Below are 18,246 nucleotides of genomic sequence, written 5' to 3' on the forward strand. Positions count from 1 at the left end.
AGGCTGTAGGTCTGTTTGGAACAGTGTGACCAATTCAGTGTGTACGTTCGGTTGCAGGACAGGGTATGTGGCCTTGAGTACGACAAGTCAAGTATGTAAAATTGGCGCATACTTTCTGCCGGGGTCACCTCCATGGAAGCCACAGTTGCCGAACGCGGACAGATCACGCTGCCCAAGGCCGTGCGCGATGCCCTGGGCCTGACCAAGGGCACCACGCTCAAGATCGAGCTCGACGGCGGGCGCATCATCCTGCGCAAGGACGTCAGCGAGGCACTGCGCAAGGTGCGCGGCAAGTTCAAGCTGGTCGACGGGCTGACCAGCACCGACGAGGCGATGCGCGCCATCCGCGGCCGCGCCCCCGGGGATCCGTTCGACCCATGATCGCCCTGGATTCATCGGTGCTGCTGGACATCCTGGTCGGCGATGCGGTCTACGGCGAGGTGTCGGAGATCTGCATCGGCGATGCGCTGGCGCGCGACGAGGTGGTGGTCTGCGATGCAGTGGTGGCCGAGGTGCTGGCCATGCTCGATACCCAGGTCGACCTGATGGAAACCCTGGCCTCGATCGGGGTGCGTTACGAAGCCACCCAGGAAGCGGCGGCGGTGCGCGCCGGCCATATGAACAAGCGCTTCCGCGCGCGCGGCGGCAAACGCGAGAGGGTGGTGGCCGATTTCCTGATCGGCGCCCACGCGCTGCTCCAGTGCGACGGGTTGATCACCCGCGACGAGGGCTTTTTCCGCGACTACTTCAAGGGTTTGAAGATCGTTGTTCCCAAACCCGCAAGCTGATCCACGTTTCGCGTCTACACATTCACTGTTGTCTTTCGGAGAATCCGCATGTTGGAAGCCTACCGCCACCACGTTGCAGAGCGCGCCGCGCTCGGTATCCCGCCGCTGCCGCTGACCGCGCAGCAGACCGCCGAGGTCATCGAGCTGCTGAAGGCTCCGCCGGCGGGCGAAGAAGAATTCCTGGTCGAGCTGCTCAGCCAGCGCGTGCCGGCCGGCGTCGACGATGCCGCCAAGGTCAAGGCTTCGTACCTGGCCGCGGTGGCCTTCGGCACCGAGAAAACCGCGCTGATCAGCCCCACCCGTGCGACCGAGCTGCTCGGCACCATGCTGGGCGGCTACAACATCCAGCCGCTGATCGACCTGCTCGACAACGCCGAGCTGGGCGCAACCGCCGCCGAAGCGCTCAAGCACACCTTGCTGGTGTTCGACGCCTTCCACGACGTGCAGGAAAAGGCCGAAGCCGGTAATGCGCATGCCAAGGCCGTGCTGCAGAGCTGGGCCGACGCCGAGTGGTTCACCAGCAAGCCGGAAGTGCCGCAGAGCATGACCGTCGCCGTGTTCAAGGTGCCGGGCGAGACCAACACCGACGACCTGTCGCCGGCTCCGGATGCGACCACGCGCCCGGACATCCCGCTGCACGCGCTGGCGATGCTGAAGAACAAGCGCGACGGCGCGGCCTTCGAGCCGGAAGAAGACGGCAAGCGCGGCCCGATCCAGGCCATCGCCGATCTCAAGGACAAGGGCCATCTGGTTGCCTACGTGGGCGATGTGGTCGGTACCGGTTCCTCGCGCAAGTCGGCGACCAACTCGGTGCTGTGGTGGACCGGCGAGGACATTCCGTTCATTCCGAACAAGCGCTTCGGCGGCGTGTGCCTGGGCAGCAAGATCGCCCCGATCTTCTACAACACGATGGAAGACGCCGGCGCGTTGCCGATCGAGCTGGACGTGTCGCAGATGGAGCACGGCGATGTGGTCGAGCTGCGTCCGTACGACGGCAAGGCGCTGAAGAACGGGCAGGTGATCGCCGAGTTCGCGATGAAGTCGGATGTGCTGTTCGACGAAGTGCGCGCCGGTGGCCGCATTCCGCTGATCGTCGGCCGCGGCCTGACCGCCAAGGCGCGCGAGTTCCTGGGCCTGCCGGCCTCGGACCTGTTCCGCCTGCCGATGGACCCGCCGGACACCGGCAAGGGCTTTTCGCTGGCGCAGAAGATGGTCGGCCGCGCCTGCGGCTTGCCGGAAGGCCAGGGCATGCGCCCGGGTACCTATTGCGAGCCGAAGATGACCTCGGTGGGCTCGCAGGACACCACCGGCCCGATGACCCGCGACGAGCTCAAGGACCTGGCCTGCCTGGGCTTCTCGGCCGACCTGGTGATGCAGTCGTTCTGCCACACCGCCGCTTATCCGAAGCCGGTCGACGTCAAGACCCACCACACCCTGCCGGAGTTCATCTCCACCCGTGGCGGCGTGTCGCTGCGTCCGGGCGATGGCGTGATCCACAGCTGGCTCAACCGCATGCTGCTGCCTGACACCGTCGGTACCGGTGGCGACTCGCACACGCGGTTCCCGATCGGCATCTCGTTCCCGGCCGGCTCCGGCCTGGTGGCCTTCGCCGCCGCCACCGGAGTGATGCCGCTGGACATGCCCGAGAGCGTGCTGGTGCGCTTCAAGGGTGAGATGCAGCCGGGTGTGACCTTGCGTGACCTGGTCAACGCGATCCCGCTGTACGCGATCAAGGACGGTCTGCTGACCGTGGCCAAGCAGGGCAAGAAGAACATCTTCTCCGGCCGCATCCTGGAAATCGAAGGCCTGCCGAACCTGAAGGTGGAGCAGGCGTTCGAGCTGTCCGATGCCTCGGCCGAGCGTTCGGCGGCCGGTTGCACCGTGCACCTGGACAAGGCGCCGATCATCGAATACCTGACCAGCAACATCACCCTGCTGCGCTGGATGATTGCCGAAGGCTATGCCGATGCGCGCACGCTGGGCCGCCGCATCAAGAAGATGGAAGAGTGGCTGGCCGATCCGCAGCTGCTGCAGCCCGATGCCGACGCCGAGTACGCCGCCGTCATCGAGATCGACCTGGCCGACATCCACGAGCCGATCGTGGCGTGCCCGAACGACCCGGACGACGTCAAGACGCTGTCCGACGTGGCCGGTGCGGCGATCGACGAGGTGTTCATCGGTTCGTGCATGACCAACATCGGTCACTTCCGTGCCGCTGCCAAGTTGCTGGAAGGCAAGCGCGATATCCCGACCCGTCTGTGGGTTGCACCGCCGACCAAGATGGACGCCTCCGAGCTGACCAAGGAAGGCCATTACGGTACCTTCGGCGCGGCCGGTGCACGCATGGAAATGCCGGGCTGCTCGCTGTGCATGGGCAACCAGGCGCAGGCACGCGAGGGCGCCACGGTGTTCTCCACCTCCACGCGTAACTTCCCGAATCGTCTGGGCCGCAACACCAACGTGTACCTGGGTTCGGCGGAACTGGCGGCGATCTGCTCGCGTCTGGGCCGCATCCCGACCAAGGACGAGTACATGGCCGATGTGGGCGTGATCAAGACCAGTGGCGATCAGATCTACCGCTACATGAACTTCGATCAGATCCAGGAATATCAGGACGTGGCCGACACCGTCGCTGCCTGATCCAGCTGGTTGCTCAGCTGTTCGAAAACGCCCGGCAACGCCGGGCGTTTTTCGTTATTCGGGCGATGACTTCGTTTTGGCTGCGTAATGTCGGAAGTTAAGGCAATCGCAGTTAACTCGTCTGTCGCATTGCAACAAAAATCTGAAGTCGGCAGGTCTAGAGTGGCGCCGCTCCCATCGCTCTGATTGATCTCCAATGCCTACTTGCACGATCGCTGGTCAAACGCTGCATTACGCACAATACGGTCAAGGGTTTCCGGTGTTGCTTGGCCACAGTTATCTCTGGGACGCGGCCATGTGGGAACCGCAGATCCAGGCGCTCTCGCCGCACTATCGGGTCATCGTTCCCGAGTTGTGGGGGCACGGGCAATCGGCGGCACTGCCAGCGGGCACGCAGACGATGGGCGACCTTGCCAGGCAGATGCTGCTGTTGCTGGATGCGCTGGAGCTACCGCAATGCGCAGTGGTCGGCCTGTCGGTCGGCGGCATGTGGGGCGCCGAGCTGGCGCTGCTGGCACCGCAGCGTGTGCGCAGCCTGGTGCTGATGGATACCTTCCTGGGTGCCGAGCCGCAGGCCACGCAAACGCGTTATTTCGCTTTGCTCGATGCGATCGAAGCAGCCGGGCAGGTGACGCCTGCGTTGATCGAGGCGATCGTGCCGATCTTTTTCCGCCCCGGCATCGATCTGAATTCCGCGCTGCCGGCTGCGTTTGCGCAGCGTCTGGCGGCGCTGTCGGCCGAGCAGTTGCGCACCTCGATCGTGCCGCTGGGCCGGCTGATCTTCGGGCGCGCGGATCGCCTGGAGGCGATGTCCGCGCTGAATCCGGCCAGCACCTTCCTGCTCGGCGGCGCAGACGATATTCCGCGCCCGCCCGAAGAGCTGTGGCTGATGGCCGAGGTGATCGGGTGCGACTATGAGCTGATCCCCGATGCCGGGCACATCGCATCGCTGGAGAATCCGGCCTTCGTCACTGCGCAATTGCTGGGTTGGTTGAAGCGCACCGTGGCATCGGATTCGACGCGGATGCAAAGGCGCGCGCTTGAAGACAACAGTCAGGCACAGGCATCGCTCTCATGATGTGCCGCTGATCTGGCAATCAGAACGACACCATGCGTTGCTTGCAAGCATGAGCACCGGCCACCTCAGTTGGCGCTGCTTGCAACGATGAGCACCGACCACCTCACTTGGTCCTTGCCTGCGCACCGTCGCCGGACCTTGCGCGGCATGGATGCCGCGTAAGCGCCTACAGGGATGTACTTGCAGCGTGTCCTGCGAGGGTGGGCGGGCAAGGGCCCTGCACAGAAGCACCAGATCAGATGCTTTGCCTTCTGGCAGTTTGCTTCGATCTGCTGATGCGTGCGTAAAACGCTATGAGAACAGCCTGACGAACGAGGAGGTCGTGTCGTGAGCCGCTCTAAGGCTGCGCACCCAGCCAGGCTTCCAGTGCCGCCGCCGGCAATGGCCGCGAAAACAGATAGCCCTGCAGCACTTCGCAGCCGAGGTCGGCGAGGAACAGGCGTTGGGCTTCGTTTTCCACGCCTTCGGCAACCACGTGCTTGCGCAGATGCTCGCCGATGCGCAGCACCGAGGTGGTGAGGGCGCGGGCGTCTTCGCTGTGTTCGATGTCGCGCACGAAGCTCATGTCCAGCTTGAGTTCGTCGATCGGCAGGCGATGCAGGTGGCTCAGGCTGGAATAGCCGGTGCCGAAGTCGTCCAGCGACAACGAGATGCCGGCTTCGCGGATGGCGTGCAGGTTTTCCAGGACGCCGGGTTGCCCGGAGAGCATCACGCTCTCGGTCATTTCCAGCGTGAGGTCGGAGGGCTGCACGCCCATGTCGGCGATCAGGCGCAACAGGTCGCTGAGCATGCGCGGGCTTTCGAAGCTGCTCGCCGACAGGTTCACCGACACGCGCGACACCGGCACGCCACGCTTGCGCCAATCGGCGATCTGCCGGCAGGCGCTGCGCAGCACCCAGTCGTTGAGCTGCGGCATCATGCCTTGCTCTTCGGCCACGGGCAGGAACCGCGCCGGCGAAATGGCGCCCATCTGCGGATGATTCCAGCGCAACAGCGCTTCCACGCCGTATAGCGCATGCGGTGCGGCGCTGTGCAACTGCGGTTGGTAGTGCAACTGCAGTTGATCGCGGTCGATCGCCTGGCGCAGTTCCGCTTCCAGCGCAACGCGTTCCTGCGCCATGCGGTTCATGTCGGAACTGAAGAAACGGAACCGTCCACCGCCTTCCTGCTTGGCGCGGTTCATGGCCAGATCGGCATGCCGCAGCAGGATGTTGATGTCGCGCCCATCTTCGGGAAACATCGCCACGCCGATACTGGCCGACGGATGCACGGTCATGTGCCCGACCGGCAACGGCCTGGCGATGGTGCCCAGCACGCGTTCTGCGGCGGCACTGGCCTGCTCGGCACTGCATTGCGGCAGCGCGAGCGCGAATTCGTCGCCGGCCAGGCGCGCCAGCATGGCGGTGGCGGTCAGCTGTTCGCCGATGCGCAAGGCGATGTCGCGCAACAGGCCATCGCCGGCGGCATGGCCCTGGCTGTCGTTGATCAACTTGAAGCGGTCGATGTTGATGAACATCAACGTGGCCGGTTCGCCGGCGTATTCGGCCTGTGTCAGGGCTTGCTCGGCGCGTGCGCTGAACATGATGCGGTTGGGCAGGCCGGTCAGCGCATCGTAGAACGCCAGTTGATGCACGCGCTGGCGGATCTGTTCGCGTTCCAGCGCCAGCGTGCACAACTGCTGGCACAGATCGGTGAGGCGTACGTGCCAGGCATCGGCACGCTGCGCCTTGCGGTAGTACAACGCGAAGGTACCCAGCACGCGTGCGCTGTTGGAGCGGATCGGTGTGCTCCAGCAGGCGCGCAGACCCATCGGCAGCAGCAGTTCGCGGAATTGCGCAAACAATGGGTCGGTGGCGATGTCTTCCACCATTACCGGGCGGCCGCGCCAGGCGGCCGTACCGCAGGCGCCTGCACCCGGCGCGATCTTCAGCCCGTTGACCGCATCGGCATATTCCGGCGGCAGGCTGGGTGCGGCCAGCGAATGCAGGCAGCCCTGGTTGTCCGCGCTCATGACCGTGGCCAGCACGTCCGGTGCGATGCGCTCGACCTCGGTGCAGATCAGCGTCATCACCTCGATCAGCGGCCGTTCCTGCACCAGCGCCTCGAGCACGCGGTGCTGCAGCACCTCATGCATCTTGGTGTCGGTGATGTCGGTCAGCACCGCCACGTAATGCGACGGCAGATGCCTGGCGTCGTAGATCGGATTGAAGTTGAGCGAAATCCACAGCGGCGTGCCGTCCTTGCGGTATACCAGCAGGTCGGCCTGGGTCTGCTGCAACGCATCGGCGCGGTCGCGGATGCGCGCCACCTCGTCCTGGTCGCTTTGCGCGCGGGTCAGCACGTCCGAGGGACGCTTGCCGACCAGTTCGGCTTCGGTATAGCCGAACATGCGCTGGAAGCCGTCGTTGGCGTAGAGCAGGCGCGATTGCAGATCGCAGATCAGGATCGCACTGCTGCTGCCGTCCAGCGCTTCGGCCAGCAGGCGCGAGCGCGTGGCATCGGGATGTTCGTCCGGCCTGCTCACGCCGGCGGTGATCGGCCCGACCTTGAACGTCCTGGGGAGGGGCGCGTGATCTGCCGGCGTCTCCGCCGTCGCCAGCGATGCGGTTACCGCGACGCCGGGAACCGCCGCCTGTTCAGCCGGATGCGGGGGACGAACGGTCATGCCGAATCAACGCGCCTGTGCCGACAGCGCGATCAGGCGCTCGGCAACGCGGCTCAGCGGCACCACTTCCTGCGCGGCACCGAGCTTGTAGGCGGCGCCTGGCATGCCCCACACCACGCTGCTGGCTTCGTCCTGCACCAGCGTGGGCGCACCGGCCTGCAACATTTCCAGCAGGCCGCGTGCACCGTCGTCGCCCATGCCGGTGAGGATGGCGCCGACCGCGTTCGGGCCGGCGTTGGCGGCGACGGAGCGGAACAGTACGTCCACCGCCGGCTTGTGGCGATTGACCGGCGGGCCGTCGTCGATGCGGCAGCGCCAGCGCGCACCGTCGCGGATGATGCGCAGGTGCTGGCCGCCCGGCGGCAGGTAGGCGTGACCCGGCAGGATCGCCTCGCCATCGCTGGCCTCGCGCACCGACATCGCCGAGTGGCGATTGAGGCGTTCGGCGAAGGCGGTGCTGAAGCTGGCCGGCAGATGCTGGGTCATCACCACCGCCGGGGCATCGGCGGGCATGTGTTCGAGCACCACGCGCAGGGCTTCGGTGCCGCCGGCCGAGGCGCCGATGGCGATCAGGCGGTCGGTGGTGCGGAAGCGCAGCGCGCTGCCGGGAACCGGTGCGGACTGCATGTCCAGGGTGACCTTGGGCGCGCTGGGACGATTGAGCGCGCTGACCCTGGCCTTGGAGGCCATCTTGACCTTGCTGACGATTTCTTCCGCGTAGCCTTCCAGCCCGCGTGCGACGTCGATCTTGGGCTTGGAGACGAAATCCACCGCACCCAGCGACAAGGCCTGCAAGGTGGTGTCGGCGCCGCGCTCGGTCAGCGACGAAATCATCACCACCGGGGTGGGGCGCAGGCGCATCAGGTTTTCCAGAAACACCAGACCGTCCATGCGCGGCATTTCCACATCCAGCGTGATTACGTCCGGATTGAGGCGTTTGATCTTTTCGCGCGCCAGGATCGGGTCGGCGGCCGAGCCGATCACCTCGATGCCTGCATCGCGCGAAAGAATTTCGGTCAGCATCTGGCGTACGACCGCCGAGTCGTCGACGATCAATACACGCACAGGGGTTTCCAGCGTCATTCGAACAACTCCACTCCACCGGTAACCGGTGCTTTGGACAGACTGGCGCGCACGGCCGATTCGGCGGCGGCGACTTCGGCTTCGTGTGCATGCGGCAAGCGCTGCACGACCACGCGTCCGGTCGTCGGGAAGAACCACACCTTGCGCGGATGGATGCCGCACAGATCTTCGGCAATGATGGGAATGTGTTCGGCCTGCAGGTACTGGCGCACGAACTCGGCGTTGCGGGTGCCGACCGGGTTGCTGGTGAAGCCCTTGAGCACGTTGGCGCCGCCGAAGACCTTGGCTTCGATACGTTTGCGGTGCGCGCCGCGCTTGAGCATGTCGTTGATCAGCAACTCCATCGCATAACTGCCGTAACGCGCGGGTGCGCCATCGCCGACCTGGCCTTCCGGCAACAGGAAGTGATTCATGCCGCCGATCTTCAGGACCGGGTCGCGCAGGCAGGCGGCAACGCACGATCCCAAGGTGGTCGTCAACGCGGTGTCGTCGTCGACCACCAGGTACTGGGTGGGCAACAGCTTGGCGGTGATGGTCTGGAACCGCGAATCGCGGTAGCGCATGACATCGTCGACCTGCACGGCGGTACTCATGCAGACGCTCCCGCGCGCGGGCTGCGCCGATACAGCGTGCGCCCGCACGGCTGGATCAGATCGGCCGCGTGCAGGTAGTTCTCCGAATGCCCGGTGTAGAGCAGACCGTCGTCGCCCATGTGGCTGACCAGCCGCGACAGGATGCCGCGCTGGGTCGGTTTGTCGAAGTAGATCATCACGTTGCGGCAGAACAACGCCGCATACGGGCCGCCCACGTCGTAACGCGGTGCCAGCAGGTTCAACTGGCGGTATTCGATGAGCTGGCGCAATGCCGGGATGACCCGGCACTTGCCTTCGTTGGGGCCGCTGCCGCGCTGGAAGTACTTGCGCTTGATCGATGCGTCCAGCGAGGCGACGCGGTCGATGGCGTAGACGCCGCGCGAGGCGGTCTCCAGCACCTGGGTGTCGACGTCGGTGGCGACGATGCTGACCGGCGGGGTCAAGGTGCCGAAGGCTTCGCAGGCGGTGATGGCGATGGAGTAGGGCTCTTCGCCGGTGGAGGCCGCGCACGACCAGATCTTCAACGGCGCCTGCGAGGCGCGCTTTTGCAGTTCTTCGCGCAGCTTGTCGAAGTGGTGCGGCTCGCGGAAGAACGAGGTCAGGTTGGTGGTCAGCGCGTTGGTGAACGCCTGCCATTCCTCCTCGTCGTTGCCTGCTTCCAGCTGGTCCAGGTAGTCGCGGAAGGAGCGCAGGCCGAGCACGCGAAGGCGACGCGACAACCGGCCATACACCATGTCGCGCTTGGCCGGAGCCAGGGCGATGCCGACACGCTGATAGATCAGGTCGCAGACGCGCTTGAAATCGCGGTCGCCAAAATCAAATTCGCGTGTGTCTGAAGCGGGAGTCGAGGTGGTCGTCATATCCATACGCGTCGTTAGCTATGACTGGATATCGGCCATGTGGTCATGCAACTGAAGCACCAATCGTGCATTGCAGACAGCCGGGTCCGCTGGCGGTGCACGGCGCTGCGCGGGCGGTGCGATCGCAGCCGGCGGCAGGGCAGTGCGCGCTGCGCCGGGGGCAGATACACAAAGCCCCGGCAGTGCCGGGGCTTTGTGGGGAGACAGCAGCGGCTTAGAACTCCTGCCAGTTACCGTCGGCCAGCGCGGCCTGCGGCTTGGCCGGGCGCGATGGGGTGGCTTCACGCGTCGCCGCCTTGGCTGCGGACTTCACCGCGACCGGGCGCGAGGCGACCGGGCGTACGCGCGCGGCCGGGGCGGCCGGCTCGTCCAGCTTGAACACCGACACCGCTTCGGCCAGGTGGCCGGCCTGTTCTTCCATCGAGCGTGCGGCCGCAGTGGCTTCTTCCACCAGGGCGGCGTTCTGCTGGGTGGTCTCGTCCATCTGGGTGATGGTCTGGTTGACCTGCTCGATGCCGGTCGACTGTTCCTGCGAGGCGGCAGAGATCTCGCCCATGATGTCGGTCACGCGCTGCACGCTGGCCACGATCTCGGCCATGGTTGCACCGGCCTTGCGTACCAGGGCCGAGCCCTCGGCCACCTTGTGCACGGAGTCGTCGATCAGGCCCTTGATCTCCTTGGCGGCACCGGCCGAGCGCTGTGCCAGCGTACGCACTTCCGAGGCGACCACGGCAAAGCCGCGACCCTGTTCGCCGGCACGGGCGGCTTCCACCGCCGCGTTCAGGGCCAGGATGTTGGTCTGGAACGCGATGCCGTCGATCACCGAAATGATGTCGGCGATCTTCTTCGACGAGGCTTCGATGCCCGACATGGTGGTGACCACCTGCGAGACCACCTCGCCGCCCTGCGAGGCCACGCCGGTGGCGCCGATGGCCAGCTGGTTGGCCTGACGGGCGCTTTCGGCGTTCTGCCGGACGGTGGAGGTGAGCTCCTCCATCGAGGCGGCGGTTTCTTCCAGATTGGCGGCCTGCTGCTCGGTACGATGCGACAGATCGCTGTTGCCGGAGGCGATCTCGCCGGCCGCCGAGTTGATCGCTGTGGACGAGACCTTGATGCGCCCGACGATGTCGGCCAGCTGCTCGGCGGTGGCATTGGCATCGTCGCGCATCTGCGCGAACACGCCGCTGAATTCGCCATGCATGCGCACGGTCAGGTCACCGCGCGACAGCGCCGACAGCAATGCCGAGATCTGCTCCAGGCTGCCGGCATTGGCATCCAGCAGGCCGTTGAGCTGCTGGGCCAGCTGCAGGAAGAAGCCCTGCTTGCCGTCGGTTTCCACCCGGCCGCTCATGTCGCCGCTGGCGGCGGCACGCACGATGCGGGCGACTTCTTCTTCGACCTGGACTTCGATGGTGCGGTCGCGCCACTCGCAGACCTCGCCGGTGCTTTCGCCGTGCTCGTTCTTGATCGAGGTGACGGTCTGGGTCACCACGAACTCGCCATAGCGCTCTTCGAAGCTGGTGATGCCGTCGCGTTCCAGTGCTGCGATGGCCTTGCGCACGGTCGATTCGGGCATGCCGAGATAGCTGATGTGCTGGCCGATGATCTTGGTCGCATCGAAGTCGGACGATGCCAGGCGGATGCTGCCTTCGTAATGCGTCACAATCTTCATGAACGCCTCGTTGGCGTAGATGATGGTGCGATCGGCATTGGTGATGAAGGTGCCAGTGGACGATTCGTCCAGCGCGGTGCGGATACGCAGGTTTTCGTCGGCGATCTTCTGATCGCGTTCGATGCGTTCCTTCAGGTCGCGCTGCATGCGGTGCATGGAGCGCATCAGTTCGCCCACTTCGTCCTGGCCCTGCACATTGATCTGGCCATCGAGCTTGCCGCTGGCGATTTCGGTGGCGGTGGACACGGCGCCGCGCATGCTCTTGACGATGGAGCGTGCGAACAGGAATGCCAGGCCCAGGCCACCGGCGATGCCGATCAACAGCACCATCACGGTCAGCGAGACCGAGGTGGCATGGACCTTTTCGGCCTTGCTCTTGGCAGCCTGCGCCAACTTGTTGTCTTCGACGATCAATGCGGCCAGCGAATCCTTGGCCTTGTTGTGCAGGGTGCGGGTCTCGCCCACGAAGGTGTCGACGGCATCGTCGGGCAGATTGAGCTCGATCATTTCGTCGACGCTGGCGTAGGACGCGGCTGCCTTCTTCCAGTCGGCCACGAACACGTCGAACAGCTTCTTCTGCTGCGGGCTCTCGATCAGACGGGGATAGCCCTTGATCGTGGCATCGATTTCGCCATGGAGCCGCTTGGCGCGGACCTTGGCTTCCTGCTTGACCGAGTCGCTGGCGCGCACCAGATTTTGATAGGCCGCATTTCGATATTCGCCGAGCATGCCGCGCAGGTCGCCTGCTTCGCGCACGCTGGACATGGTGTTGCCGGCCAGGTCGCGGGTGACGTTATTGAGCGACGCCAGGCCCGCATAGGCGATGATGCCCTGCACCAGCATGATCAGCAGCACGATGCCGAACGCCAGCATCAGCTTGGGCATCAGTTTGAGATTGTTGATCCATTGCATTGACACGATTCCCCGATAGAAGTCAGTGCGCATAACCGCAAACGGCAGATCGCCACGCACGAGGGCGTGGCGATCTGCGGGGCGATTACTTGATGGTGGCCAGCTTCAGGCTGGCCGGCGAGCTGACTTCGATTTCGGCACGCGAGCTGTCGCGCTGGATCTTGCCGAGCACACAGACGTCCTTGCCTTCCAGGCTTTCCGGGGCAAAGCTGAACTTGCCGCGGTTGGCGCCGTCGATGCGGGCCGAGAAGGTGTGACGCGGGAACATGCCGCCCATGTACAGGAAGGTGGGTTCACCTTCCGAGCTCTGGGCGTACTTGGCCTTTTCGACCTTGCCGCACACCATGCCGTCCTTGCCGACGAAACGGGTCGCCATTTCCGGCGGAATCATTTCCTGCGACTGAGCCGACAGCGTGGGAGCAACAATCACGAGAGCAGCGACGGGGAGGAGCGAGAGCAGGAACTTCATAGGGATTCTCCAGAATCAAAAGTCGAACGGTGACCCGTTTGTGTACGCGGGCTTCTATTCAGCTATCGGCTAGCCGCCGTTCAACTTGAATCCGAAAAACGTGATTTCTATCTCACTTCAACTTCGTTGTGCGTCTCGTGTCGGGAAGCTCCCGACACCAGATGGTCTGAATCAGGCCGCTTCTTCGGCCAGCTGCTGCTGCCCGAGCTCGGTGCTGTCCAGCAGGGTCTCGATATCGAGCAGGATCAGCATGCGATCGTCTTGGGTACCGATGCCCGAGATGAAGCGGGTGTCGACCGAGGCGCCGAATTCGGGGGTGGGGCGGATCTGGTCGTCGTTGAGCGGAATCACGTCCGAGACGCTGTCCACCACGATGCCGACGACGCGGTCTTCGACGTTGAGCACGATCATCACGGTGAAGGCGTCGTAGCGCGCTTCTTTCAGGCGCAGCTTCAGGCGCAGGTCGATCACCGGCACGATGGTGCCGCGCAGGTTGATCACACCCTTGATGTAGTCCGGTGCGTCGGGCAGGCGGGTGACCGAATCGTAGCCGCGGATTTCCTGCACCTTCAGGATGTCCACGCCGTAGTGTTCTTCGCCCAGGGCGAAGCTGAGGAATTCACCACCGGTGCCGGTGGTCGTGCTTTTGTCGTTCATGGAAACTCCGGGCGTTGCGGCTGAGTGTCGGATTGCAGCTATAGGAAAAGCATGCGGATGAGGATTGCCCTAGCAACATCGGCGCAGCGCAGGGCAACTTTAGCCGTGCGCCGTGGCTGGTGCGGGTGGGTTCAGAACACGCCGCTCTTGCGCGCATTGCGCTGGCGGTCGACCCGGAAGATATAGCGCTGGATGGTCTCGTCGGCGCCGCGCGGCAGGTCGCTGAACTGCATGCCGACACGGAAACCTTCGCTGCCGTTGGGCAGGGTCTGCTTGTACTGGCTGCACACCGTCAGGGGCAGGGTGATCGGCGCGGTGTCGGGCAGTTGCAGCGTGCAATTGCGGTAGGTGCGCTGCGGTTCGAGCAGAGGCATGCCATCGGTGAGCGAGACCGCCAGGCCGCCGCTGCTGATATCGATCACGCGCAGCTGCAGGTTGAGATTGCCGCCCTGTGCCTCGTCCTGGCGAATGATGCAGACGGGCGAGTCGGTGATCGGCGTTTCCAGCCGGTACGACTCGCGACGCTGCAGGTGATACATCGCCTCGGGCAGCTCGGCGCGGAAGGCGACGTGGATGTCGCGCTCCAGCCGCTCGGGCGTTTCCAGGCGGAAGCGGATATTGACCCGTTCCAGTTGTGCGTAGCACAGCAGGTACCTGGCGTCCTGGATGGCGCGGTTGGAGGCCTCGTTATGGCTGCCGTCCAGAATCACGCAGTCGTCGTCTTCGTCCACCTCGAGCACGGCGGTGGGCACGGCCATGTCGCGCCCGGCCACATGCATGGTCACGATGGCGCGCTGGTCGAGCAACTGGCGTAGCAGGCCACGGATCTGCCGTTTGTTGCGCAGCAGATAGCGCTCGTCACCTTCGGCGAGGTGGTCGGCGTCGTGGTCCAGCTCTGAGGTATCGCCTTGGGACATGGGCACAGGCACAGTAGATGCGGGAAGCCGCCGGAACGGTTGTCCCGGCGTCGCCTTGATATCGGCGGCAAAGCGAAATCTTTAAGAGCAGCTGGCAAAAACTATTGCGTGAAGCGTTGGTTGCTTTGGGCGTTGTGTTCCCAGCGGATGAATAGTGCACATGGATCAAGTGTAGAGCGCGTGGTGCTGCCGCTTGGCTGCAGGGCCCTTGCCCGCCCACCATCGCAGAACACGCTGCAAGTACATCCATCTAGGCGCTGGCGCGGCATCCATGCCGCGCAAGGTCCCGCGACGGTGGGCGGACAGGGACCAGTGGAGATGGTCGGTGTGCACGGTTCCAGGCCTCTTTTTTTGTTGCCGTGTTTCGATGGACTTGGGGAGTGCAGATATATAAGTCGAAGAGCGGGTGATCTGTGACTTTGCTGCAGGGCCCTTGCCCGCCCACCGTCGCAGGACACGCCGCAAGAACGTCCCTGTAGGCTCTTACGCGGCATCCATGCCGCGTAAGGTCCCGCGACGGTGAGCGGGCAAGGACCAGTTGAGATGGTCGGTATGCATAGGGGAAGCGATGCATGACATGTGCTGGTCGGATCACTAAGCGTTCGATCAATCTCTGACCATTTTCCATTCGCAAGCCAAACAATACGCTTTCAAGAAAGCAGCCGACTAACTCCCTGGCGCGGTGTCCTTGCCGGTTGCGGGACCCTTGGCGGCATGGATGCCGCCAAGGAGCCTCCATGGACGGATTCACGGCGTGTCCCGCGAGCGGTGAGGGCACCGCGCACTCGACTCAACGGGCTTTTGATTCGCGCCTAAACGACGAGGCGCAGTCTCCACTGACAGATTGATGGCCTGTCCCGCAAGCGGCGAGGGCATCGCGCCCTCGACTTACATATTCGATGGGCGCGCCGTCGTCGTCTGTCGCATCAGGTGTAGGCGTGGCGTGCGTTGGCCAGCAAGGTGTTCAGTTGGTCCTGCTGTTCCAGGCGGAACACGGCCACTGCATCCACCAGTTGCGCGGCCTGGTCTTCCATCGCGCGTGCAGCCGCGGTGGCTTCTTCCACCAGGGCGGCGTTCTGCTGGGTGCTTTCGTCCATCTGGGTGACGGTCTGGTTGACCTGGGTGATGCCGGCGGCCTGCTCGCGCGAGGCGCTGGTGATCTCGCTCATGATGTCGGTGACGCGCTGCACCGAGCTGACCACCTGCTGCATGGTGCTGCCGGCTTCGGACGCCAGTGCGGCGCCGTTGCCGATGCGGGTGACCGAGTCCTGGATCAGGTGCTTGATCTCCTTGGCTGCGCCGGCCGAACGCTGTGCGAGCGTACGTACTTCCGAGGCGACCACGGCGAAGCCGCGGCCCTGTTCGCCGGCGCGTGCGGCTTCCACTGCCGCGTTCAAGGCCAGGATATTGGTCTGGAAGGCGATGCCGTCGATGACGCCGATGATCTCGGCGATCTTCTTGGACGAGGTGTCGATGTCGGCCATGGTGGTGACCACGCGGCCGACCACATCGCCGCCCTGGGCCGCCACGCCGGCGGCGTCCAGCACCAGGCGGTTGGCCTGGTCGGCGTTGTCGGCATTCTGCTTGACGGTGGCGGTGAGCTCCTCCATCGAGGCGGCGGTTTCTTCCAGGGCCGCGGCCTGCTGTTCGGTGCGACGCGACAGGTCGCCATTGCCGGTGGCGATCTCGGTGGCGGCCGAGTTGATCGCCAGCGAGGAGTCCTTGATCCGGCGCACGATGCCGGCCAGCTGGTCGGCAGTGGCATTGGCATCGTCGCGGATGGTGGCGAACACGCCTTGCAGGTCGCCATCCATGCGCGCGGTCAGATCGCCCTGCGACAACGCAGAGAGCAGGGCGGACACGCGCGACAGCCCGTCCGCATTGTTGTCCAGCAGCGCGTTGAGTTGCTGGGCGAGCAGCAGCAGGAAGCCCTGCTTGCCTTCCAGGCCGACGCGCTCGCTCAGGTCGCCGGCGGCGGCAGCCTGCACGATACGTGCGACCTCCTGTTCCACCTGGACTTCCTGGGTGCGGTCGGCCCATTCGACCACAAAGCCCATGCGCTCGCCGGCCGCGCCCAGCACCGGGTTGACCACCAGCCGCATGGTGCGGCCACCGACATGGATCTGCGCGGTGTGCGTGCCGGTGAGCTGGTCGAGCATGCGTGCCTGGTGCTCGGGCTTGCGATGGAACTGGTCGATGCTGGCATCGATCAGCGCATCGGCATCGAAGTTGGGCAGGTCGCGGCGCAGTTCGTCCTGCACGCTCTTGAGCATGCGCTGCAGCGGGCGGTTGACGTAGATGATGCGGCGATCGGCATCGGCGATCATCACGTTGGTGCTGACATCGTCCAGCGCGGTGCGCACGCGCAGCGCTTCGCTGGCGATCAGCTGATCGCGTTGCAGCCGCGCGCGCAGGTCGTCGCGCATGGCGCGCGCGTTGAGCAGCAGGCGACCGAGTTCGTCGTGGCGGTCGATCTCGATCGGGTTGTCCAGGCGCCCGGCAGCCACATCGCCGAGCACGCGTTCCACCGCCAGCAGCGGGCGGGTGACCATCTTGCGCGCGGCGATGAAGACCACTGCGATGCACAGGCCCAGCACCACCAGCGAGAACAGCAGCATGCTGCCCATCAGCTCGTCCAGCGGGCCGTCGATGGCACTGCGCGGCTGGGTGCCGATCACCGCCCACTGCCACGGCGCGTAGCGCTGGGCGGTGACTTCGAAGGCCTGGGCGTTGCCCTGGGCATCGCGCAACTGCAGGTTGGCGCTGGGCTGCTTGCCGTCCAGCACCGACTGCAGCAGCGATTGCTGCTCGGCCGGCACCAGCGCCGCCAGCGTGGCCGGTGTGCCCGGCGGTGCGGCGATGACCTGGCCCTGGTGCTCGCCCGGCGCCATGTCGACGATGACGAAATAACCGTCCTGGCCCAGCTTGGTGGTGCTGACCTGCGCCTTCAGCGCGGCCAGGCCCTGGGTGTAGTTGCGCCCGACGAACAGTGCGCCGATCACCTCGCCGGCGGCATTGCGCAGCGGCTGGTAATGGGTCATGTACTGCTCGCCGAACAGCTGCGCCTGGCCGGTGAAGGCCTTGCCTTGCGACAGTGCGGCGTAGGCCTTGCCCTTGCGGTCGAGCAGGGTGCCGATCACGCGCTCGTTCTGCTTGTTGCGCAGCGAGGTGGTGATGCGCACGAAGTCGTCACCGGTGCGCGCAAAGATCGTGGCGACCCCGCCGGCGGTCTGCGCGAAGCGATCCACGGCGTCGAAGTTGAGATTCAGTGCCTGCTTGCCGGCACGCAGCGACGGCGTCTGCTGCGCGCCGATGGCGACGGTGCTGGCGGTGTCGAGAGTGCGCTCGCCGCTGGGGAGCATGGTCTCGAATACGCTGCCCAGGCGCTGGGTGCCCTCGGTCAGGGTGACGTCGTACATCGCCACCGACTGCTGCATCAACCGGGTGCTGGAGCGCAGCTCGGCCTTGACCTGGGATTCGATGTCGTCGGCGGACTGGCGGTAGATGGTCAGGGCCAGCAGGCCGAGGGAGAGCGCGATCACCACGGTCAGCAGCGCGGACAGCCGGGTGCCGACGGACAGGCGGTTGAAGGAGTGCATGAGGAATCGACCTTGCCCGGGGGAGGGCGTTACGGATGCGTGAAGTCGATAGCGGCCGTTTATGCAATTAATTGATGGTTTGTGTCGAAATCCGCACAATTGTCCAGTTCGCTTTCCCGATTGGGCCGCTGCGGTGATGTAGTAATTGTTAATTATTGATGAAGTATGACGCGTCGCCTGACGCCCGCCGGCGGATGTCGACAGATTCTCGGAACAAAAAAAGGGCCGCTTCCCTCGCCAGGAAGCGACCCTCAAGATTCGTCACCGAATCAAACTGCGCTCGAATGGTATTTCTGGAGACTGCGGGTGTGAC

The 18,246-nt window shown here is 64.8% G+C and carries 12 protein-coding genes and 1 pseudogene; 4 read left to right on the top strand and 9 right to left on the bottom strand.

Annotation, left to right across the window (positions count from 1 at the left end; translation table 11 throughout):
• The first annotated feature begins 132 nt into the window (after positions 1-132).
• The 4 genes from AC06DU_RS09730 to AC06DU_RS09745 all read left to right on the top strand — a co-directional run bounded on the left by AC06DU_RS09730 (position 133) and on the right by AC06DU_RS09745 (position 4,506).
• Positions 133-381, top strand: coding sequence for an AbrB/MazE/SpoVT family DNA-binding domain-containing protein (locus AC06DU_RS09730; RefSeq protein WP_016903180.1), 249 nt, complete (start codon positions 133-135; stop codon positions 379-381).
• Entirely contained in the window at positions 378-788 is a 411-nt protein-coding gene (locus tag AC06DU_RS09735; protein WP_024937706.1) for a type II toxin-antitoxin system VapC family toxin, read from the top strand. The genes AC06DU_RS09730 and AC06DU_RS09735 overlap by 4 nt, the downstream gene beginning before the upstream one ends.
• A gap of 48 nt (positions 789-836) precedes the next feature.
• The gene (acnB, locus tag AC06DU_RS09740; protein WP_478204254.1) at positions 837-3,428 is read left to right on the top strand and encodes a bifunctional aconitate hydratase 2/2-methylisocitrate dehydratase; all 2,592 of its coding nucleotides are present in this window, start codon (positions 837-839) and stop codon (positions 3,426-3,428) included.
• Between the two features lie 196 nt (positions 3,429-3,624).
• Complete coding sequence (locus tag AC06DU_RS09745) at positions 3,625-4,506, top strand: alpha/beta fold hydrolase (RefSeq protein WP_478204256.1); 882 nt, start codon at positions 3,625-3,627, stop codon at positions 4,504-4,506.
• Positions 4,507-4,843: 337 nt separating this feature from the next.
• On the opposite strand, the pseudogene AC06DU_RS09750 reads toward AC06DU_RS09745, so the two are convergent.
• The 9 genes and pseudogenes from AC06DU_RS09750 to AC06DU_RS09790 all read right to left on the bottom strand — a co-directional run.
• Positions 4,844-7,048: pseudogene (locus tag AC06DU_RS09750) on the bottom strand (sensor domain-containing protein); the annotation flags it as partial.
• Between the two features lie 129 nt (positions 7,049-7,177).
• The gene (locus AC06DU_RS09755) at positions 7,178-8,254 is read right to left on the bottom strand and encodes a protein-glutamate methylesterase/protein-glutamine glutaminase (RefSeq protein ID WP_039510453.1); all 1,077 of its coding nucleotides are present in this window, start codon (positions 8,252-8,254) and stop codon (positions 7,178-7,180) included.
• Entirely contained in the window at positions 8,251-8,847 is a 597-nt protein-coding gene (gene cheD, locus AC06DU_RS09760; RefSeq protein ID WP_228911210.1) for a chemoreceptor glutamine deamidase CheD, read from the bottom strand. The genes AC06DU_RS09755 and cheD overlap by 4 nt, the downstream gene beginning before the upstream one ends.
• On the bottom strand, positions 8,844-9,713 hold the full coding sequence (locus AC06DU_RS09765; protein WP_046342487.1) for a CheR family methyltransferase: 870 nt from the start codon (positions 9,711-9,713) through the stop codon (positions 8,844-8,846). The genes cheD and AC06DU_RS09765 overlap by 4 nt, the downstream gene beginning before the upstream one ends.
• A 208-nt stretch (positions 9,714-9,921) precedes the next feature.
• Positions 9,922-12,291: a methyl-accepting chemotaxis protein gene (locus tag AC06DU_RS09770; RefSeq protein WP_166771268.1), complete on the bottom strand. Its 2,370-nt coding sequence runs from the start codon at positions 12,289-12,291 to the stop codon at positions 9,922-9,924.
• A gap of 85 nt (positions 12,292-12,376) precedes the next feature.
• Entirely contained in the window at positions 12,377-12,682 is a 306-nt protein-coding gene (locus tag AC06DU_RS09775) for a hypothetical protein (RefSeq protein WP_372358778.1), read from the bottom strand.
• Between the two features lie 249 nt (positions 12,683-12,931).
• Positions 12,932-13,417 carry a chemotaxis protein CheW gene (locus AC06DU_RS09780; RefSeq protein ID WP_016904902.1) on the bottom strand — a complete coding sequence of 162 codons (486 nt, stop codon included), beginning with the start codon at positions 13,415-13,417 and terminating at the stop codon, positions 12,932-12,934.
• 131 nt (positions 13,418-13,548) lie between these two features.
• Positions 13,549-14,334, bottom strand: coding sequence for a flagellar brake protein (locus AC06DU_RS09785; RefSeq protein ID WP_167708892.1), 786 nt, complete (start codon positions 14,332-14,334; stop codon positions 13,549-13,551).
• 926 nt (positions 14,335-15,260) lie between these two features.
• Entirely contained in the window at positions 15,261-17,933 is a 2,673-nt protein-coding gene (locus AC06DU_RS09790) for a methyl-accepting chemotaxis protein (protein ID WP_478204258.1), read from the bottom strand.
• Positions 17,934-18,246 lie beyond the last annotated feature (313 nt).

The sequence above is a fragment of the Xanthomonas sp. NCPPB 3200 genome (genome assembly GCF_056393585.1).